A 21211-nucleotide genomic window follows, 5' to 3' on the forward strand; every position below is an offset into this window, starting at 1 on the left:
CGAAGGGGCCCGGCACCGATGCCTTCCGGTGCCGGGCCCCTTCTTCAAATCGGCCTCGTCCGGACCCTCAACCGGAGAAGCCGACATGCGCGAGCCGCAGCGGGCCGCGCAGCCTGAGGTGGACGTCGCGGACACCCTCGGCGGAGATCCCGGCGGTGAGTGTCGTGTAGTCGTACGGCCCCGGCGTCGGCGTCCCGGGCGTCAGGGACGCGAGCACCGGACCCCCGTCCAGTGACACATCGACCACACCCTCGCCCGCAACCGCCACGGACACCTCGCTGACGCCCTTCCCGAAGTCGCAGTCCCGGTACACCAGTTCACCCGCCCTGCCCGCCACCGGGGTGACCGCGTCGCCCGCGGCCTTCGTGCGGTCGACGATCGCGATGCTGCTCTGCTCGTCGAAGTCGGCCGCGTCGAGACCCCGGCTCAGGACGGGGCGCGGTGCGGACGCCTCGCCGTCGAGGGTCACGGTCGTACGCAGCCGCACATCCTCGCTGGAGGCACCGGCCAGCAGTTCGTAGAGGCCCGGTTCACGGCGCCAGTGGCCCTGGTGCACATCCCAGAGGCCGAAGGCGGACAAGGGGACTTCGAAGGAGAGCTCCCTGCGCTCGCCCGGCTCCAGACGCACCCGGTCGAGTGCCGCCAGCTCGCGCCGCGGGCGCGGGACCGCTGGGTCCACGGCGCGGAGATAGAGCTGGGCGACCTCGTCCGCCGCCATGGCTCCGGTGTTCGTGACCGTGAAGGAGACGGACAGCGCGGCGCCCTCCACCGTCGCCTTCAGATCCGCGTACACGAACGACGCGTACGACAGGCCGTGGCCGAACGGGAACAGGGGTGTGCCCTCGAAGTACAGGTATGTCTGGCGGCTGCCGATCACGTCGTAGTCGAGGAGGTCGGGCAGGTCGGCGTCGTCGGCGTACCAGGTCTGTGGGAGGCGGCCGGCGGGGGAGACGTCGCCGGCGATGACCCTGGCCAGGGCGGTGCCTGCCGCCTGGCCGCCGTGCGCCGTCCACACGACGGCCGGGAGGCGGGCGGATTCGAACGCGTAGGGGTACGCCGAGACCAGCGCCAGCACCGTGTGCGGGTTGGTGGCGCGCGCGGTGTGCAGCAGGCGCTCCTGGTGCCGGGGGAGGCGCAGGGTCGTACGGTCCTCGGTCTCGCGGCCGTTGATGTGCGGATCGTTGCCCGCGACCACCAGGACCACTGCGGCCCCGGCGGCGGCCCTGCGCACCGCGTCCTCACCGCGTTCCGTGATGATCACCTCGAAGATTTCCGGGTTCGCTTCGGCAACCTTGACGCCGTCGGCGGCGACAGAGACGTGGCGACCCGTACCGAGGTGCTTCAGGAGGTGCCCGTTCTCATGGGGTTCCAGCCGGAATGTCTCCTGGACGATCCAGCCTCCGGGCTGGTCGGCGGAGGCGCGCAGGTAGCCGTCCTCGGCGACCGAGAGATAGCGGCCGTCGGGCGCGCGCAGTGTCAGCACGCCCTCGCCCCACTCCATGAGCGCGAACTCGGTACCGGTCGCATCGTCGGTCAGCGGGGGCAGATCGGTACGGCCCGTGAGCGTGGCCGGGTCGAGAGCGCCCTCGGCGTCGCGTACCTGGTCCTCGGTGCCGTCGGCCGCCGGGACATGGAGAAACGTACCGGCAGCGGTCCTGAAGCGGACGCGGTCCACGCCCTCCGCGAACTCCACGCGCTCCGCGCCGAACCGCTCGTACAGGCCCTCCAGCGGTGTGGACCGGTGGATGAGCGTGCCGCTGTACCAGTCGAGCTTGCACTCGTCCGCGAGCAGGCCGACCACCGCGATCCGGGCGTCCTCGGCGAGCGGCAGCAGACCGCCGTCGTTCTTCAGCAGCACGACCGCCTGCTCGGCGGCCTCCTGCGCGAGCGCACGATGGGCCGGGGTGTCGAACTCCCCGGTGTCGGCGTGCGGGTCGTAGCGCGGGTCGAACTCGCCGAGGCGGAAACGCACCGAGAGCTGGCGGCGTACGGCCGTGTCGATGTCCGGCTCGGTGAGCAGGCCCTGCTCCAGGGCCCCGCGCACCCGCGCGGTGATCTTCGAGCTGTCGGTGCCGTGGTCGGTGAAGCTGTCGACGCCGGCCAGCAGCGCCGCGGCCGTCGCCTCCTCGTGCGTGTCGAAGTAGTGCTCGGAGTCGACCAGGTTGGACGGCGCGCCCGCGTCCGAGCAGACGAGGAGATCCTCGTCGGTCCAGGTCCGCAGGTGCTCGCGCAGATACGGCGAGACATGGTTCGGGCGGCCGTTGACCAGGTTGTACGCGGGCATGACGCCGGCCACCGCGCCCGCCTCCACCGTGTCGCGGAAGGCGCGCAGGTCGTACTCGTGCAGAACGCGGGGGCGGACGGAGGAGGACGTGACGTCGCGGCCCGTTTCGTTGTTGTGCGCCAGCCAGTGCTTGAGGACCGGCGCCGTGCGCCAGTACGTCGGGTGCTCGCCGCGCAGGCCGTGCGTGTAGGCGGTGGCGATGGCCGAGGTGAGCCGCGGATCCTCCGAGTAGCCCTCCTCGTTGCGGCCCCACAGCGGGTGGCGCAGGAGGTTGACGGTCGGGGACCAGACGTTGAGCCCCACGCGGTCGTCACGGGCGCGCATCGCGCGGGTCTCCTTGGAGACGGCCTCGCCGACCCGTCGTACCAGGTCCGGGTTCCAGGTCGCGCCGAGACCGACCGCCTGCGGGAAGACCGTGGCCGGACCCATCCAGGCCACGCCGTGCAGCGCCTCCTGGCCGGTGCGGAACGCCGGCATGTCCAGTCGCTCGACGGCGGGTACGAACTGGTGCAGGAAACCGATCTTCTCATCGAGGGTGAGCCGCGAAAGAAGGTCGTCGATGCGCTTCGCGAAGGGCAGGTGCGGATCGCGAAAAGGCGGCGTGTGCGGCGTGTGTGCGGTCACGTGGGGATCCCCCTGCGATGGATCGACGGGAATGCTTTCGAAGCGCTTCGATGCTCATTCGACTCGGGGTCGAGTGTCAAGAGATCGACACCCTCACTTCAAGCGGTGCATAAGAAATGAGGGCGCTCCCGAGCCTGGGAGGAATCTTGGATGCGACCCTTGTGCGCCCCTGTGTGTTCACTTAACCTCACAGCAACATCGAAGCGCTTCGACTGCAGTTTCCGTTCACACGTCGAAGAAACGCTTCAGCTCAGCCAGTTCCACTTACGACACCGCAGCCGACGGCCTCCGCCGGGTGTCCAGGTGCGCCACGAAGGGTTGACGCAATGACGCCGAACGCCGCCTCCGCCTCCTCCGGACCGAGCCGGAGAAGCTTCCTCGCCTCAACCGCGGTCGCCACCGCAGCGGTGGCGGGAGGGATGCCACTGCTGTCCGCCTGCGGTGGTTCGGACGGCGGGTCGCGCGACGGGACCACGTCGGGCAAGAACGCCAAGAAGCTCCTGCCGGCCTATGTGGCCAGCAACGTGGTGACGCCGGACCTCCCGTCCAAGAACGGTTCCGCGATGGGCTTCACCAGCAAACTCGACGTCGCCACCCTCAAGACGTCGGTGCCGAAGAAGCTCGGCAAGGGTGGCAACGTCACCATCATGTCGCCGTTCTGGGGCTCGCCGCCCAAGCAGAACAACCCCTACTACACAGCGATGAACGACCTGATCGGTGTCGACGTCCAGTGGCGCAACCAGGACGGCAACACCTACGACCAGAAGCTCGGCGCGGTCCTCGCCTCCAGTGACGTCCCGGATGTGGTCGTCGTCCCGAGCTGGAACATGATGGGCAAGATACCCAGCGCCATCATCAGCAAGTTCGCCGACCTGGGCCCGTACCTGTCAGGGGACAAGGTCAAGGAGTACTCCAACCTCGCGGCGATCCCCAGCGACGCCTGGCAGCGCTCCATCTTCGGCGGCAGGCTGATGGGCCTGCCGATGCCCGCCGGGTACGTCGACAACATCGTGCCCATCTACCGCCAGGACATCTTTGACAAGGAGGGCTACGAAATCCCGCGGTCCTCCGACGAGTTCATGGCTCTGTGCAAGGAGATCACCAACGCCAGGGCCAGGCGGTGGGCCTGCGGTGACATGAAGTGGACCGCGTTCATGAACTTCGGCGTGCTCGGCGGCGGTGAGAAGCCGCTCTGGTGGAACCTGGTCGACGGCAAGCTGATCAACCGCATCGAGACCCCGCAGTACCTGGAAGCCATCGAGTGGACGCGGAAGCTGTTCGCCGCCGGAGTCGTCCACCCCAACTTCAAACTGGGCAAGAGCCAGATCACCGACCCGGCCCCCAAGTTCGCCGCAGGCGAGTTCCTGATCTGGAACAACGACATCTCCAACTGGTACGGGCAGCAGGCCTCCCTGGCCACCCAGAACCCCGGCGTCAAGGTCTGGGGCATGGACATCTGGGGCCACGACGGCGGTGCCCCGACGCTGTACGCCACGAACCCGGCCAACATCTTCGCCTTCGTCAACAAGAAGGCCTCCGCGTCCGTCATCCGCGACGTGCTGGCGGTCGCCAACGTCACCGCGGCGCCCTTCGGCACCAAGGAGTGGATGATGACCAACTACGGGGTCGAGGGCACCCACTACACGCTCAAGGACGGCGTCCCCGTCAAGAACGACAGGGGCAACAACGAGGTCATCAACGCCTACGTCATGGTCGCGAGCCCCGCCGCGACCATCGCCCACCCCGACCTCCCGAAGTACACCCGGGGCATGGTCGAGTGGCAGCAGCGGATGGGCGCCTTCACCAAGAAGTCGTCGTTCTGGGGCCTGCAGATCACCGAGCCCTCCCGCTACACCAACCTCGTCAACGACTTCGAGCAGCTCGAGGACGACATCATCCGCGGCCACAAGAAGATCAGCGACATGCAGCAGGCCATCTCCGACTGGAAGAGCAAGGGCGGGGACAAGCTGCGCGACTGGTACGAGAAGCTCCTCGACGAGAACGGTCCGGCGGCGAGCTGACGAGACTCTGAGGCAAGGAGAACGGCTGTGTCCCACAGCACGGTGCCTCGGAGCAAAGCCGAGGCCAGCACTCCGGTGAAGACGCAGGTGGCGTCCGAGGACGCCACCGGCCCCCGGGAGAAACGAGGCTCGGGCAAACTGAGCCTCCGGCTCAGGTTCAGACGCGACCGCCTGCTGATCCTCATGACGCTGCCGGCCGTCGTGCTCCTTCTGGTCTTCAACTACCTGCCGATCCTCGGCAACGTCGTCGCCTTCCAGGACTACGACCCCTACATCAGCGACAACGGCATCGTCTCCATGCTGAACAGCCCCTTCGTGGGCCTGGAGAACTTCCAGCAGATCTTCGCGGACTCCGCCTTCTGGAACGCCGTCGAGAACACGCTCGTGCTGTTCTTCGTCCAGCTCCTGCTGTTCTTCCCGATCCCGATCCTGCTCGCGCTGCTCATCAACAGCGTGGTCCGGCCCCGGGTGCGGGCGTTCGCGCAGGCCGTTCGGTATCTGCCGCACTTCTTCTCCTGGGTGCTGGTCATCGCCGTCTTCCAGCAGATGTTCGGCGGCGCGGGCATGCTCTCCCAGCTGCTGCGGCAGCACGGGTACGACGGCCTCGACATCATGACCAACCCGGACACCTTCCCCTTCCTGCTCACCGCGCAGAGCGTGTGGAAGGACGCCGGGTGGGGGATCATCGTCTTCCTCGCCGCCCTGGCGTCGGTCAGCCCGGACCTGTACGAGGCCGCCGCGATGGACGGTGCCGGACGCTGGCGCCGCATGTGGCATGTCACGCTTCCCGCCCTGCGCCCGGTGATCGCCCTCCTCCTCGTGCTGCGCGTCGGCGATGCCCTGACCGTCGGGTTCGAACAGATCCTGCTGCAACGTGACGGCGTCGGACCCGGCGCGGGGGAGGTCCTCGACACCTTCGTGTGGTGGAACGGCGTGCGCAACCAGAACTTCGGCTACGCGGCCGCCGCCGGTCTCGTCAAGGGCGTGGTCAGCATCGGCCTGGTCCTCGCCGCGAACAAGGTGGCCCATCTCATGGGCGAGAAGGGGGTGTACAAGAAGTGACCGCCGTCATCGACAAACCGGCGAGCCGGCCGCGCTGGTGGACCGCACCGGAGCGCCCCGCCTGGGAGGAGAAGCCCTCCCAGGCCGGTCTCGCGGGCAAGGGCATCGCCCTGACGTTCGCCTGCCTGGCGATCCTCTTCCCGCTGTGGATCGTCGTCGTCACCAGCCTGTCCTCGAGCAGGACCATCAACGAGGCGGGCGGCTTGGTGATGGTGCCCAAGGGCATCACCTTCGTCGCCTACAAGGAACTGCTCGGCGGCGGCCAGGTCACCCGCGCCGCGGTCATCAGCATCCTCGTCACCCTGGCCGGCACGCTGTTCTCGATGGCGGTGTCCGTCCTGTGTGCCTACGGCCTGTCCCGGAGCGGGTCCCTCGGCCACCGCTGGATCCTGATGCTGCTGCTGGCGACCATGTTCTTCAGCGCCGGCCTCATCCCCACCTATCTGCTGGTGCAGTCCCTCGGCCTGACGGACAGCTATCTCGCGCTGATCCTGCCGAGCGCCATCAGCGTCTTCAACATCCTGGTGCTGCGCGGCTTCTTCATGGAGATCTCGCCGGAGCTCATCGACAGCGCGCGCATCGACGGCGCCGGGGACCTGCGGATCCTCTGGCGGATCGTCATGCCGCTGTCGCGGGCCGTCCTCGCGGTGATCACGCTCTTCTACGCCGTCGGCTACTGGAGTGCCTGGTTCAACGCGTCGCTCTATCTGAACGACCAGGACATGATGCCGCTGCAGAACGTCATGATCCAGCTCGTGCAGAAGCAGGAGGCGCCGGTCGGCCTGAGCCAGGCCATCAGGACCGGTCAACTGTCCGGGCTCGCCATCCAGATGGCGGTCATGGTGATGGCCCTGCTGCCCGTGGCCGTGCTGTCGCCGTTCGTCCAGAAGCATTTCAGGAAGGGCATGCTCACCGGCGCCATCAAGGGCTGAGCCACACGATTTTCGACTCCGCCGTGGCCGACCTGCCTCCAGCAGCGGTCGGCCGCGGCGGTCCCAAGCCTCCCGCTGCTCCCACCGCACAGAACGAGGTCTGTCATGCCCGCGTTCACCCCGAGCCGACATGCCGTTCTCGCCGGAACCGCGGCGACCGCCGCGCTCACCGGCGTTCCGCTGCTCTCCGGGCGGGCGCCGGCCGCGGCACCGGCCGCCACCGCCACGCCGGCCTACCGCTGGCGCAACGCCGTCATGGGCGGCACGGGTTTCGTCACCAGCGTCCTCTTCCATCCGTCGGTCCGCGGCCTCGCCACCAACGGGCGCGGGATCGAGTACGGAGACCCCGTCTGATGCCCGCGCTCAGCGACGCCACCCGCGGTCGCATCCTCTTCGGCGGCGACTACAACCCCGAGCAGTGGCCCGAGGAGACCTGGACCGAGGACGTACGTCTCATGCGGGACGCCGGCGTCAACTCCGTCACCCTCGGTGTCTTCTCCTGGGCCAGGCTCGAACCCCGGCCGGGGGAGCGGGAGTTCGGCTGGCTGGACCGGCTGATGGACCTCATGCACGCGGGCGGCATCGGTGTCGTACTCGCCACCCCGACCTCCTCCCCGCCGCCCTGGCTCGGCCGGCTGCACCCCGAGACCCTGCCGCGCGACGAGGACGGACGCACCGAATGGTGGGGCGGCCGCCAGCACTTCTCGCACTCCAGCGCCGCCTACCGCCGCTACGCCGCAGCCATCACCGAGGACCTCGCCGCCCGCTACGGCGGCCACCCCGCCCTCACCATGTGGCACATCAACAACGAGTACTGCACCTACGACTGGGGCGACGAGGCCGCCGCGCGCTTCCGCCGCTGGCTGCAGCAGAAGTACGGCACGCTGGACGCCCTCAACTCCGCCTGGGGCACGGCTTTCTGGAGCCAGGGATACGGCGACTGGGCCGAGGTCCTGCCGCCCCGCCACGCCCACTACCTGAAGAACCCGGGCCAGGTGCTGGACTTCAAGCGGTTCACCTCCGACATGCTCCTGGAGTGTTACACCGCCGAGCGCGACATCGTCCGTCGGCACAGCCCCTCCCACATCCCGGTCACCACCAACTTCATGCCGCTGTGGGCCGGGCAGGACGCCTGGCGGTGGGCCGAGGAGGAGGACGTCGTCTCCGTCGACCTCTATCCCGACCCGCGCGATCCCCTCGGTGCGCAGCAAGGTGCCCTCGTCCAGGACCTGACCCGCTCGCAGGCCCGCGGCCCCTGGATGCTGATGGAGCAGGCGGCGGGCCCGGTCAACTGGCGCGGCGTCAACCACCCCAAGCCGCGCGGCCTCAACCGCCTCTGGTCCCTCCAGGCGGTGGCCCGCGGCGCCGACGCCGTCTGCTACTTCCAGTGGCGTCAGTCCCGCCAGGGCGCGGAGAAGTTCCACTCCGGGATGGTCAGCCATGCAGGGGCGGAGGGGCGTACGTATCAGGAGGTCAAGCAGCTCGGTGCCGAACTCGCCAGGATCAGCGGTGAGGTGACGGGCAGTCACAGCCGCAATGACATCGCCGTCCTGCACGACTGGCATTCCTGGTGGGCCGGTGCCCACGAGGGCCGGATCTCGTCCCGGGTCGACTGCACCCAGGTCCTCACCGCCTGGCACCGCGCCCTGTGGCAGGCCCACCTCACCACCGACTTCGCCCGCCCCGAGCACGACCTCACCGCCTACAAGCTGGTCGTGGTCCCGCAGCTGTACTCCCTCACGGACACGGCGGTCGACAACCTCCTCGCCTACGTCCGCGGCGGCGGCACCCTCGTCTGCGGGTTCCTGACCGGTGTCGCCGACGAGGACGACCGGGTGCGCCCCGGCGGCATGGACCCCCGCCTGCGCGAGCTGTTCGGCATTCGCACGCTGCACGAGTGGTGGCCGCTGGACGCGGACGAGACCGCCGAGACCGACGGTTTCCACGGCACGCTGTGGTCGGAGGAGATCGAGGCCGCGCAGGACGCCTCGGCCGAGGCCAGGTACAAGGGCGGCGAGCTCGACGGCCTGCCCGCCGTGCTGCGCAAGGGCCGCGCCTGGTACGTCTCCACGCTCCCCGAGCCGCACGCGCTGCGCGTCCTGCTGGCCGCGATCGCAGCCGACGCGGGCGCCCGCCCTGTTCTCGACGGCCTGCCGGACCAGGTGGAGGCGGTGCCCCGCGGCGATCTGCTCTTCGTGCTCAACCACGGGCGGGAGTCGGTGACCGTGCAGGTGCCGGGCACCCACCGTGACCTGCTGACCGGCGCGACGGTCGAGGGCGATGTCACCCTCGGCCGGTACGGCGTGATGGTGTTGCGCCCATGAACAAGCCCATGATCACGCCCATGAACACGCCGACGAACATCGTCCACGGAACCTGGGAACCCCTCCCCGCCGCCCGCTGGGAGGACGGCTTCCTGAGTGGCAACGGCCACCATGGCGCACTTGTGTTCGGTGATCCGAACGACGAGCGGGTCGTCGTCACCCATCACACCCTCGTCCGCCCCAACGGCGCCGAGAGCGCCCGTCCGCCCCGTCTCGCCGACCAACTGCCGCTCCTTCAGGACAGGTTGCTGGCGGGCGAACTGCACGCCGCCGAAACCTTCACCGACGGACGCGACCTCCAGTGGGTCCAGCCCTTCCACCCCGCCTTCCAGGTACGACTGCGCAGACCGTCCGGCGAGGAGCCGCACCGCTACCGCCGCTCCGTCGACTTCACCACCGGCGTGGTGAAGGCGGTCGGCGAGGGCTGGAGCAGCCGGGTCTTCGTCTCCCGCGCCGACGACGTCATCGTCCAGCACATCACGACCACCGACCTCGACATCGCCCTGGACCACCGCCTGCCGGGCGCACCGCCGGGCCTCGCCGTCGGCGACGGCGCGGTCCTCACCCCCGAGGGCGCCCTGCTCACCCTGCGCGTCCGCTATCCCGGCAGCGACACGGCGTACACCGGGGTGACGCTCGTCGTGGTCACGGGCGGCCGTACGGCGCTCACGCCCCCCGGCGCACGTGTCGCGGACACCGAGTCCGTCCTGCTGCTGACCAGGGTGGTGCGGCACACCGGTGAGCTGGACACGACCCCCCACGCCCAAGCCCTGCGCGAACTGCTGCCGACCGGTGAGGACCCGTACACGTTCCTCCTGGACCGCCACACGGCCCTGCACCGCACCGCCTACGAGCGCGCCACCCTCGACCTGGACGCCGACCCCGCAGAGCGCGCCCTGCCCGGCTCGGAGCTGCTCGCGCACCCCGACAGCCCCGCCCTCCTGGAGCGCCTCTTCGCCGCCGGCCGCTACCACCTGCTCTCCGCGAGCGGCCTGCTCCCGCCCCGCCTGGTCGGCCTGTGGACCGGCGACTGGAACACCGCGTGGTCGGGGGCGTTCACCAACGACGCCAACCTCAACCTCCAGACCGCTTCCGCAGCGGCCGCCGCCCTCCCCGAAGTGACGCAAGCCCACGCGTCTTTGATCCAGGGCCAGCTCTCCGACTGGGCCGACAACGCCCGCGCGGTCTTCGGCGCCCGCGGTGTCGTCGCCCCCGCCCACACCGACGGCGAGTCCGGGCTGTCCTACCACTTCAGCCCCGAATACCCCCTGCACCTGTGGACCGCGGGCGCCGACTGGCTGCTCAAACCGCTGGTCGACCACGACGAGACGAACGGCGCCCGGAATCCCCGTACCGCCCACGCGCTCGCCCAAACAGCGCTGTTCTACGAGGACTTCCTCACCCGGACCGACAAGGACGGCCACCTGGTCGTCGTCCCGTCCTACTCGCCGGAGAACCGCCCGGCGAACGCGAGCTGGGGTGCGATCAACGCGGCCATGGACCTCTCGGCCGCGCGGCACGCGCTGCTGACGGCGGCCGAGTACCACCCGGACACCCCCGAGGCCGACCGCTGGCGTGCTCTCGCCGACCGGCTGCCGCCCCACCGGATCAACGCCGACGGCGCCCTCGCCGAATGGGCCTGGCCCGGCCTCGACGACACCTACGACCACCGGCACCTCAGCCACCTCTACGGCGTCTGGCCGCTCGACGAGATCAACCCGTACGACACCCCGGACCTCGCTGCGGCCGCCCACCGTGCCCTCGAACTGCGCGGCGCCGAGAACGACTCGGCCCACGGCCATCTGCACCACGCCCTGGTCGCCGCCCGGCTGCGCGACGGCGAACGGGTCGCCCACGCCCTCGGCCAGGTGCTCAACGGCGACTTCTTCCACGCCTCCCTGATGAGCGCGCACTACCCGGACCGCGACGTCTACAACGCCGACGCGGCCCACACCCTCCCCGCCGTGCTGATCGAGATGCTCGTGCAGTCGACCCCCGACCGCCTGGTCCTGCTGCCCGCGCTCCCGAAGGCCTACCCCAAGGGCCGGCTCCTCGGTATCCGCACCCGGTTCGGGGCGGAACTCGACCTCACCTGGAACCCGCAGGAAGCGACGGCGGTGCTGCGCCCCACCCGCACGCACCGCATCGAACTCAGGACTTCTTCCGGCACGCGACCGCTCGACCTCGTCGCCGGAGAAGACCACGTCCTCGCCCAGGGGGCGTGGTAACCACCCCGCAACTCCCCCCACCCATGGAAGGGACACCATGGCAAAGAGCACTCTGCGCAAGGTCACCATGGCCCTACTGGCCCCGGCGATGGCCATCGGCGCCACCGTCGGCCTCGCCTCCGCCCCCGCCTCCGCCGCGGTCTGGAGCTCCTGCGCCCAGTACGGCAGCACGAGCCTGAACGGCTACACGCTCTACAACAACATCTGGGGCTCCGGCGCCGGCAGCCAGTGCATCTGGGCCAACTCCGGCACCAACTGGGGTGTCTGGGCCGACCACCCCAACACCGGCGGCATCAAGTCCTACCCGAACGCCACCAAGGCGATCAACAAGTCGGTCACCTCGCTCGGTTCGCTCTCCAGCAGCTACAACGTCACCGTCCCGTCGTCCGGCGCGTACGAGACGGCGTACGACATCTGGGACACCAACCACAGGTACGAGATCATGCTCTGGATGAACAAGACCGGCGCCGTCGGCCCGCTCGGCACCTCGCAGGGCAACGTCACGCTGGGCGGTCACTCCTGGACCGTCTACAAGGGCACCAACGGCTCCAACGACGTCTTCTCGTTCGTCCGCACCTCCAACTCCAGCTCCGGCACCGTCGACGTCCTGCCGATCCTGAAGTGGATCAAGGACACCAAGGGCTGGTTCGGCAACGTGACCATCGGGGACGTGCAGTTCGGCTTCGAGATCACGTCATCGTCCGGTGGCCTGAATTTCACCGTCAACAGCGAAAGCGTCAGCAGCAGTTGATGTTGTTGCGGACCGGGTGAGGTTACATGGACCCCATGCAGATCCTCACCCCCCTCCGCGCCACGCTGGCAGCCGCTGCCGCAGTGCTCGCCATACCGGGCACCGCGGCAGCGGCACCCGCATCCCCCTGGTCCTCGCCGTTGCACCCGGTGGCCTCCCTCGCCGCCGAGCGCCTCGCCACCGCCGATCTGGTGGCCGCGGCCAAGTGGGGCACCGACAGCCCCATCGACGACCCCGCCCGCGAGCAGGTGGTCCTCGACAACGTCGCCGCACAGGCGAAGCAGATCGGCGCCGACCCCGACGAGGTCCGCCGTATCTTCCGCGACCAGATCGAGGCCAACAAGGACGTCCAGCGCGCCCTCTACGCCCGCTGGACCGCCCACCCCGACCAGGCCCCGACCACCAGGCCCGACCTGAACGTGATCCGCCAGACCATCAACCGCATCAACACGGACCTGGTCCAGGCAGTCGCGGACACGACACCGGAGCGCACGGCCCTGATCTGCCGCCCCGAACTCACCGTGGCGGTAATCGAGGTCCACCACGAAAAGCACCCGGACCTGCTCCACACGAAGGCCCTGGTCCGCTCCCTGGAGTCCGTCTGCCGGAATTGAACAGGCGGGGCGATTTCCGCGCGGTTCTGCCGCGCCCCCTGTTTTTGGGGGCGCGGGGAACTGCGCGACCAGCCACGACGGTGCAGCAGTCGCTCAACGACCTACCGTGGCACCTCCTCCTGCGAAGCAATGGGCAACCGAGCCCCGTCCCGCAAAAACAGCGGAATCCGATCCAACGGCGCCTCGACCGTCACGGTCGCACCACCCTCGTACGTCCGACCAGTCCACGCATCGGTCCACGCGGCCCCCGCCGGAAGATAGGCAGTCCGGGCGCTCGCGCCAGCCGTGAGCACCGGCGCAACCAACAGATCCCGCCCGAACAGATACGCGTCATCCACGGCCCAGGCCGCCGCATCCTCCGGGAACTCCAGGAACAGCGGCCGCATCACCGGCAACCCCTCCTCGTGCGCCTCCCGCATCACGTCCAGGACGTACGGCTTCAGCCGCTCCCGCAGCCGCAGGTACTTCTCCAGGATCGCCCCGGCCTCCTCGCCGTAGGACCACACCTCGTTCGGCCCGCCGGTCATCTCCGGACCCAGTGGCATCCCAGGGTCACGGAACCCGTGCAACCGCATCAGGGGAGACAGGGCTCCGAACTGGAACCACCGCACCATGACCTCGCGGTACGCCGGGTCGTCCGGGTCGCCGCCGTGGAAGCCGCCGATGTCGGTGTTCCACCAGGGGATGCCCGAGAGGGCCGTGTTGAGGCCGGCCGCGATCTGGCGGCGCAGGGTCGGGAAGTCGGTGCCGATGTCGCCGGACCACAGGGCGGCGCCGTAGCGCTGACTGCCCGCCCAGGCGGAGCGGTTGAGGGTGATGACCTCCTCGCCCTCGGCGCGCAGCCCCTCGTAGAAGGTGCGGGAGTTCTCGGCGGGATAGCTGTTGCCGACCTCCAGGCCGGGGCCCGCCCAGTAGCGCAGGTTCTCCTGGAAGCCCGGCTTGAGCTCGGGCTCGCAGGCGTCCAGCCAGAAGGCCGTGATGCCGTACGGGACGAGGTAGTTGTCGCGCACCTTCGACCACAGGAACTCACGCGCGTCCGGGTTCGTGGCGTCGTAGAAGGCCGCCTGAACGGTGGAGGCGACCTGCTTGTCGGGCCAGTCGGCGTGCGCCATCGGGCCGTACTGGGTGCCGATGAAGTAGCCGCGCTGCTCCATCACCGGGTGGTTCTCGCTCAGCGGCGACACGGACGGCCACACGCTCACCACCAGCTTGATGCCGAGTTCCGCCAGCTCGCGCACCATCGCCGCGGGGTCCGGCCACTCGGCGGGGTCGAACTTCCACTCGCCCAGGTGCGTCCAGTGGAAGAAGTCGCACACGATGGCCGAGATGGGCAGGCCCCGGCGCTTGTACTCCCTTGCCACCGTGAGGAGTTCGTCCTGGGTGCGGTAGCGCAGCTTGCACTGCCAGAAGCCGGCCGCCCACTCCGGCAGCATCGGCGTACGGCCGGTGACCGCGCTGTAGCGGCGCTGGCCGTCGGCCGGGGTGCCCGCGGTGATCCAGTAGTCGATCTGCCGGGCCGAGTCGGCCACCCAGCGGGTGCCGTTGTGCGCCAGTTCCACGCGGCCGATCGCCGGGTTGTTCCACAGCAGGGTGTAGCCGCGGCTGGAGGAGAGCACCGGGATGCCGACCTCGGCGTTGCGCTGGACCAGGTCGAGGACCAGGCCCTTCTGGTCGAGGCGGCCGTGCTGGTGCTGGCCGAGGCCGTACAGCTTCTCGTCGTCGTAGGCGGCGAAGCGCTGCTCCAGGCGGTGGTGGCCGTTGCCGACGGCGGTGTACAGGCGGGAGCCCGGCCACCAGAAGTGGGCGCGTTCCTCGGCCAGCACCTCGTGGCCGTCGTCGGTGCGCAGGAAGCGGATCAGGCCCTCGGCGCTCACCTCCACGGTGAGCGCGCCGCACCCGGCAGGCCTTCCAGGATCGGGCCGCCGAGCCTGGCCCGCACCCGGACCGCGTCCGGGCCCCAGGGTTCGACGCGGAGGGTCTCCTGACGGCCGCTCCACTCCAGCGCGCCGTCCCGCTCCCGGAAGGTGCCGACGGTGGGTGACGACTGAGCGAGGCTGACCTGGGGCTGGGCCCCGGCCTGCGGCTGGTTTTCGGCAGACTGGTTCACGAAGGGTGCTCCCGAAAGACATGAGGGTGCCCGGGAGGGCACGGAAGAGCGGGATCAGGAAGTACCGGAGGGTGCCGGGCCCGTGCTCGCCCGGACCGTCAACTCCGGTGCGAGCAGCACGACTTCGTCAGTGCCGAGGCCGTCGAGCTTGGCGACCAGACGCTCCACGGCGTGCCGGCCCATCTCCTGCGCGGGGATGGCGACGGACGTCAGCCGCACCGAGGCCTGCACGGCGACCTGGTCCGGGCAGACCGCGACCACCGACACGTCCTCGGGCACGGCACGGCCCTGCTGGCGGAGCAGGGCGAGCAGCGGCTCGACCGCCGACTCGTTCTGCACGACGAAGCCGGTGGTGCCCGGCCGTTCGTCGAGAATGCGGGCGAGGGTGACGGCCATGGCGTCGTACCCGCCCTCGCACGGCCGGTGCAGCAGCCGTACGCCCAGCTCCTGGGCGCGTGAACGCAGTCCGTCCAGGGTGCGCTCGGCGAAGCCCGTGTGCCGCTCGTAGACGGCGGGGGCCTCTCCTATGACGGCGATGTCGCGGTGGCCGAGCATCGCCAGGTGCTCCACGCACAGCGCGCCGGTCGCCTTGAAGTCGAGGTCGACGCAGGTCAGTCCGGAGGTGTCGGCGGGCAGGCCGATGAGGACCGACGGCTGGTCGGTGCCGCGCAGCAACGGCAGCCGCTCGTCGTCGAGTTCGACGTCCATCAGGATCATCGCGTCGGCGAGCCCGCTGCCGGTGACCCGGCGCACCGCGTCGGGGCCCTCCTCGCCGGTCAGCAGCAGCACGTCGTACCCGTGCGTACGGGCCGTGGTGGCGACCGCGATGGCGATCTCCATCATCACCGGGACGTACATGTCCGTGCGCAGTGGGACCATCAGCGCGATGATGTTCGACCTGCTGCTGGCCAGGGCCCGTGCGCCCGCGTTCGGGTGGTAGCCGAGTTCGCGGATGGACTGCTCGACCCGCTGTCGGGTGGTCGTGGAGATGGACCGCTTGCCGCTGAGGACATAGCTCACCGTGCTCGCCGAGACTCCGGCGTGCTGGGCGACCTCGGCGAGGGTGACCATCCAGCTCTCCAAGCGTGTGAAGCGCTTCGACAGTGCGCATTGCGAACAGGGGCGGGTGGGGGTGGTTCGACCCTAGCTCTAGCGAGGGTGGGTGTCCATAGGATGTCGAAGCGCTTCGACAGCCTCTTCGGTCTTCTTTTCGGCTTTCTTTTCCGAGGTGTTGTCCTACGGAAGACGTCGTATCAGAAACATCGGCCGAACGGCTGCACAAAGGGTGGTGGCCTCGCCCCGAATCGGGTACATACGATCGGGTAGCACCCGTCGGTAACCAAAGTCGACCAAGATCCCGATTCGCGGCGAGGTGGCCCTGATGTCCGCAGCACCCGCACCCTCTTCCCGACGCCCCACCGTCACCGAACGCGAGGCCCGCCAGGTGGCGGAGGCGGCCCGTGAACAGGACTGGCGCAAGACGAGCTTCGCCAAGGAACTCTTCCTCGGCCGCTTCCGCCTCGACCTCATCCACCCGCACCCCACCCCGTCCACCGAGGACGTGCAGCGCGGCGAGCAGTTCCTCACCAAGCTCCGCGACTTCTGCGAGACGAAGGTCGACGGCGCGCTGATCGAACGCGAGGCCAGGATCCCCGACGAGGTGATCAACGGCCTCAAGGAACTCGGCGCCCTCGGCATGAAGATCGACACCAAGTACGGCGGCCTCGGCCTCACCCAGGTGTACTACAACAAGGCGCTCGCGCTGGCGGGCTCGGCCTCCCCGGCGATCGGCGTACTGCTGTCGGCGCACCAGTCGATCGGCGTACCGCAGCCGCTGAAGCTGTTCGGCACGCAGGAGCAGAAGGAGCAGTTCCTGCCCCGTTGCGCCCGCACCGACATCAGCGCCTTCCTGCTCACCGAGCCGGACGTCGGCTCCGACCCGGCCCGGCTCGCCACCAGCGCGGTGCCGGACGGGGACGACTACGTCCTCGACGGGGTGAAGCTGTGGACCACCAACGGCGTGGTCGCCGACCTCCTGGTGGTGATGGCCCGGGTGCCGAAGAGCGAGGGCCACAAGGGCGGCATCACCGCCTTCGTCGTCGAGACCAACTCGCCGGGCATCACCGTCGAGAACCGCAACGCCTTCATGGGCCTGCGCGGCATCGAGAACGGCGTCACCCGCTTCCACCAGGTCCGCGTCCCTGCGGCCAACCGGATCGGCCCGGAGGGCGCAGGGCTGAAGATCGCCCTCACCACCCTCAACACCGGCCGGCTCTCGCTCCCCGCGTCCTGCGTGGCCGCCGGCAAGTGGTGCCTGAAGATCGCCCGCGAGTGGTCGGCGGCCCGCGAGCAGTGGGGCAAGCCGATCGCCCACCACGAGGCGGTCGGGTCGAAGATCTCCTTCATCGCGGCGACCACCTTCGCCCTGGAGGCCGTACTCGACCTGTCCTCGCAGATGGCCGACGAGGACCGCAACGACATCCGCATCGAGGGCGCCCTGGCCAAGCTCTTCTCCTCGGAGATGGCCTGGCTCATCGCCGACGAACTCGTCCAGATCCGCGGCGGCCGCGGCTTCGAGACGGCCGCGTCCCTCGCCGCCCGCGGCGAGAAGGCGGTCCCGGCCGAACAGGTCCTGCGCGACCTGCGTATCAACCGCATCTTCGAGGGCTCGACCGAGATCATGCACCTGCTGATCGCGCGCGAGGCCGTCGACGCCCACCTGTCGGTGGCCGGTGACCTCATCGACCCCGAGAAATCCCTGCAGGACAAGGCGAAGGCAGGCGCCAACGCCGGTGTCTTCTACGCCAAGTGGCTTCCGAAACTGGTCGCGGGACCGGGCCAACTCCCGGTCTCCTACGGTCAGTTCAAGCACGGCGTGGACCTCTCCCCGCACCTGCGCTACGTCGAACGGCACGCCCGCAAGCTGGCCCGCTCCACCTTCTACGCCATGTCCCGCTGGCAGGGAAAGATGGAGACCAAGCAGGGCTTCCTCGGCCGCGTCGTCGACATCGGCGCCGAACTGTTCGCGATGAGCGCGGCCTGCGTACGGGCCGAACTCCTGCGCAGCCAGGGCGACCACGGCCGCGAGGCCTACCAGCTCGCCGACGTCTTCTGCCGCCAGTCCCGCATTCGCGTCGAGGAGCTCTTCGGCCGCCTGTGGACCAACACCGACGACCTCGACCGCAAGCTGGTCAAGGGCATCATGTCGGGCACGTACGAGTGGCTGGAGGACGGCATCGTCGACCCCTCGGGCGAGGGACCGTGGATCGCCGCGGCCGACCCCGGGGCCTCGGCGAAGGAGAACCTGCACCGCCCCATCCGCTGACCTCCCGGCACCTTCCGCGAAGGGATCCCCCGGCGCGTGATCTTCACGGCGTTTCGCCGGGGGCTGTCCGGCGGATCGGGTCGGCGGCAGGAACGGCTCCTGCCGGCCGACTCAACCGCCGGGCAGCCCCGAGGAAGGATCCCGCTCCAACCCCCGCAGAGGCCGACAAGCCACCCACCCGAGCGACGCACTGTCCTCCCGGCGCTCCGGCTCGGCAACAATGGAGGGATGAGCGACAGTCCAGCCCCACTCGCCGACCCGCATCTCGTCTACGACCCCGTGGCGGGAACCGGCCCGAAGGACGTGGTGGTCCTCGGCTCCACCGGGTCGATCGGCACCCAGGCCATCGATCTGGTGCTGCGCAACCCCGACCGCTTCCGGGTCACCGGCCTGTCCGCCAACGGCGGTCGGATCGCCCTCCTCGCCGAGCAGGCGCACCGGCTGCGGGTACGGACCGTCGCGGTCGCCCGTGAGGACGCCGTACCGGCGCTGCGCGAGGCGCTCACCGCGCAGTACGGCACGGGGGAGCCGCTCCCGGAGATCCTCGCCGGGCCCGAGGCGGCCACGCAGCTCGCCGGCTCCGACTGCCACACCGTGCTCAACGGCATCACCGGCTCCATCGGCCTCGCCCCGACCCTCGCCGCCCTGGAGGCGGGCCGCACCCTCGCGCTCGCCAACAAGGAGTCGCTCATCGTCGGCGGCCCGCTGGTCAAGGCGCTCGCCAAGCCCGGGCAGATCATTCCGGTCGACTCCGAGCACGCGGCCCTGTTCCAGGCACTGGCGGCCGGCACCCGGGCCGACGTACGCAAACTCGTCGTCACCGCGTCCGGCGGCCCCTTCCGCGGCCGTACCAAGGCCGAGCTGGCGAACGTCACCGTCCAGGACGCCCTCGCCCACCCCACCTGGGCCATGGGCCCGGTGATCACGATCAACTCGGCGACCTTGGTCAACAAGGGCCTGGAGGTGATCGAGGCACACTTGCTGTACGACATTCCCTTCGACCGCATTGAGGTCGTCGTGCATCCCCAGTCGTATGTCCACTCGATGATTGAGTTCACCGACGGATCGACGATCGCCCAGGCGACGCCCCCCGACATGCGCGGGCCCATCGCCATCGGCCTGGGCTGGCCCGAGCGCGTCCCCGACGCGGCACCGGCCTTCGACTGGAGCACGGCGTCGACGTGGGAGTTCTTCCCGCTCGACAATGACGCGTTCCCGTCGGTGAACCTCGCCCGGCACGTGGGTGAGCTCGCGGGCACCGCCCCGGCGGTGTTCAATGCGGCCAACGAGGAGTGCGTGGAGGCGTTCCGCAGTGGCGCGCTGCCGTTCAACGGGATCATGGAGACCGTGACCAGGGTCGTCGAGGAGCACGGCACCCCGTCCACGGGAACTTCCCTCACCGTGCCGGACGTCCTCGAAGCGGAGACCTGGGCACGGGCCCGGGCCCGGGAACTGACGGCGCAGACGACTTCTGCCGCGGAGGCGCGTGCATGACATCCCTGATGATGATCCTCGGCATAGTGATCTTCGTGGTCGGCCTGCTGGTCTCGATCGCGTGGCACGAGCTGGGGCATCTGTCCACCGCCAAACTCTTCGGCATCCGCGTGCCGCAGTACATGGTGGGCTTCGGCCCGACCCTGTGGTCGCGGAAGAAGGGCGAGACGGAGTACGGCTTCAAGGCCGTCCCGCTCGGCGGCTACATCCGCATGATCGGCATGTTCCCGCCCGGCGACGACGGCCGGATCACCGCGCGCTCCACCTCGCCCTGGCGCGGCATGATCGAGGACGCCCGCTCGGCGGCCTTCGAGGAGCTGCGGCCCGGGGACGAGAACCGCCTCTTCTACACCCGCGCCCCCTGGAAGCGGGTCATCGTGATGTTCGCGGGCCCGTTCATGAACCTGATCCTGGCCGTGGCGCTGTTCCTCACGGTCCTGATGGGCTTCGGCATTACCCAGCAGACCACCACCGTCAGCTCCGTCTCGCAGTGCGTCATCGCCCAGAGCGAGAACCGCGACAAGTGCACGAAGTCCGACGCCGCCTCCCCGGCCGCCGCGGCGGGCCTCAAGGCCGGCGACAAGATCGTGTCCTTCGACGGGGTGCGGACCGACGACTGGAACAAGCTCTCCGACCTCATCCGCGCCACCCCCGGCAAGGACGTGGCGATCGTCGTCGACCGCAAGGGCCAGGAGACGACGCTGCACGCGAAGATCGCCACCAACCAGGTCGCGAAGAAGGACTCCACCGGTCACGTCGTCCCGGGCAAGTACGTCACCGCCGGCTTCCTCGGCTTCAGCGCCGCCAACGGCGTCGTCCGCCAGGACTTCGGCGAGTCCGTGTCCTGGATGGGCGACCGGCTCGGCGAGGCCGTCAGCTCCATCGCGGACCTGCCCGGCAAGATCCCCGCCCTGTGGAACGCGGCCTTCGACGGCGCCCCCCGCCAGCCCGACTCCCCGATGGGCGTGGTCGGCGCGGCCCGCGTCGGCGGTGAGATCTTCACCATGGACATCCCGCCGACCCAGCAGCTGGCCACGGCCCTGATGCTGATCGCCGGCTTCAACCTCTCCCTGTTCCTCTTCAACATGCTCCCGCTGCTCCCGCTCGACGGCGGGCACATCGCGGGCGCCCTGTGGGAGGCCCTGCGCCGCAACCTGGCGAGGGTGCTGCGGCGCCCGGACCCGGGCCCCTTCGACGTGGCGAAGCTCATGCCGGTGGCGTACGTGGTGGCGGGCGTCTTCGTCTGCTTCACGCTGCTGGTGCTGATCGCGGACGTGGTCAACCCAGTGAAAATCACCTAGAGAAAACCAACTGGTCACGCTGAGTTTGTGGCGGCCCCGCCCCCGTTTTGGCGGGGCGGCCTACAATTTGTGGGTTTAAAAACGTTGGGGTTCCCCCCCCCGTTTGTTGGGAGTGGGGGCGGTCGCGGGGCAGCGCCACTGGGC

12 protein-coding genes and 2 pseudogenes are annotated in these 21211 nt (G+C 69.5%); 11 read left to right on the forward strand and 3 right to left on the reverse strand.

The genetic code is table 11. The annotated features are described in order from the left end of the window. Nucleotides 1–67: 67 nt before the first annotated feature. Nucleotides 68–2908, reverse strand: coding sequence for a glycoside hydrolase family 3 C-terminal domain-containing protein (locus AB0N07_RS04690; protein WP_365832035.1), 2841 nt, complete (start codon nucleotides 2906–2908; stop codon nucleotides 68–70). A 326-nt stretch (nucleotides 2909–3234) separates the two neighbouring features. Here AB0N07_RS04690 and AB0N07_RS04695 point away from each other — a divergent pair, with 326 nt between their 5' ends. The 8 genes and pseudogenes from AB0N07_RS04695 (at nucleotide 3235) to AB0N07_RS04730 (ending at nucleotide 12840) form a co-directional block, all read left to right on the forward strand. Beyond that, a complete protein-coding gene (locus AB0N07_RS04695) occupies nucleotides 3235–4929 on the forward strand; it encodes an extracellular solute-binding protein (protein WP_365832037.1) in 1695 nt (564 codons plus the stop codon). Between the two features lie 27 nt (nucleotides 4930–4956). Next, a complete protein-coding gene (locus AB0N07_RS04700) occupies nucleotides 4957–5991 on the forward strand; it encodes an ABC transporter permease subunit (RefSeq protein ID WP_365832039.1) in 1035 nt (344 codons plus the stop codon). Continuing rightward, nucleotides 5988–6923 (forward strand): carbohydrate ABC transporter permease, encoded by a 936-nt coding sequence (locus tag AB0N07_RS04705; protein ID WP_365832041.1) that lies wholly within the window; start codon nucleotides 5988–5990, stop codon nucleotides 6921–6923. The genes AB0N07_RS04700 and AB0N07_RS04705 overlap by 4 nt, the downstream gene beginning before the upstream one ends. A gap of 105 nt (nucleotides 6924–7028) precedes the next feature. After that, nucleotides 7029–7238 (forward strand): annotated as a pseudogene (locus tag AB0N07_RS04710) (hypothetical protein); the annotation flags it as partial. A 38-nt stretch (nucleotides 7239–7276) separates the two neighbouring features. Further along, nucleotides 7277–9247, forward strand: coding sequence for a beta-galactosidase (locus AB0N07_RS04715; protein WP_365832042.1), 1971 nt, complete (start codon nucleotides 7277–7279; stop codon nucleotides 9245–9247). Beyond that, nucleotides 9244–11475 carry a glycoside hydrolase N-terminal domain-containing protein gene (locus AB0N07_RS04720; protein WP_365832044.1) on the forward strand — a complete coding sequence of 744 codons (2232 nt, stop codon included), beginning with the start codon at nucleotides 9244–9246 and terminating at the stop codon, nucleotides 11473–11475. Before AB0N07_RS04715 ends, AB0N07_RS04720 begins: the two co-directional genes overlap by 4 nt. Nucleotides 11476–11512: 37 nt before the next feature. Further along, on the forward strand, nucleotides 11513–12226 hold the full coding sequence (locus tag AB0N07_RS04725; protein ID WP_365832046.1) for a hypothetical protein: 714 nt from the start codon (nucleotides 11513–11515) through the stop codon (nucleotides 12224–12226). 35 nt (nucleotides 12227–12261) lie between these two features. Next, nucleotides 12262–12840: a chorismate mutase gene (locus tag AB0N07_RS04730; RefSeq protein ID WP_365832095.1), complete on the forward strand. Its 579-nt coding sequence runs from the start codon at nucleotides 12262–12264 to the stop codon at nucleotides 12838–12840. 101 nt (nucleotides 12841–12941) lie between these two features. On the opposite strand, the pseudogene AB0N07_RS04735 reads toward AB0N07_RS04730, so the two are convergent. Both AB0N07_RS04735 and AB0N07_RS04740 read right to left on the reverse strand, forming a co-directional pair. Further along, nucleotides 12942–14947: pseudogene (locus AB0N07_RS04735) on the reverse strand (TIM-barrel domain-containing protein). A 54-nt stretch (nucleotides 14948–15001) separates the two neighbouring features. Then, the gene (locus tag AB0N07_RS04740) at nucleotides 15002–16018 is read right to left on the reverse strand and encodes a LacI family DNA-binding transcriptional regulator (RefSeq protein WP_365832048.1); all 1017 of its coding nucleotides are present in this window, start codon (nucleotides 16016–16018) and stop codon (nucleotides 15002–15004) included. A gap of 310 nt (nucleotides 16019–16328) precedes the next feature. On the opposite strand from AB0N07_RS04740, the gene AB0N07_RS04745 reads away from it, so the two are divergent. From AB0N07_RS04745 to AB0N07_RS04755, 3 genes are all read left to right on the forward strand, one after another. Further along, nucleotides 16329–18272 (forward strand): acyl-CoA dehydrogenase family protein, encoded by a 1944-nt coding sequence (locus AB0N07_RS04745; protein WP_365832050.1) that lies wholly within the window; start codon nucleotides 16329–16331, stop codon nucleotides 18270–18272. A gap of 228 nt (nucleotides 18273–18500) precedes the next feature. Beyond that, nucleotides 18501–19766: a 1-deoxy-D-xylulose-5-phosphate reductoisomerase gene (gene dxr, locus AB0N07_RS04750; protein WP_365832052.1), complete on the forward strand. Its 1266-nt coding sequence runs from the start codon at nucleotides 18501–18503 to the stop codon at nucleotides 19764–19766. 8 nt (nucleotides 19767–19774) lie between these two features. Next, nucleotides 19775–21067, forward strand: a complete 1293-nt coding sequence (locus AB0N07_RS04755; protein ID WP_365832097.1) for a site-2 protease family protein — start codon at nucleotides 19775–19777, stop codon at nucleotides 21065–21067. Nucleotides 21068–21211 lie beyond the last annotated feature (144 nt).

Source organism: Streptomyces sp. NPDC051172 (assembly GCF_040682555.1).
In the GTDB taxonomy this organism is placed as follows: Bacteria; Actinomycetota; Actinomycetes; order Streptomycetales; family Streptomycetaceae; genus Streptomyces.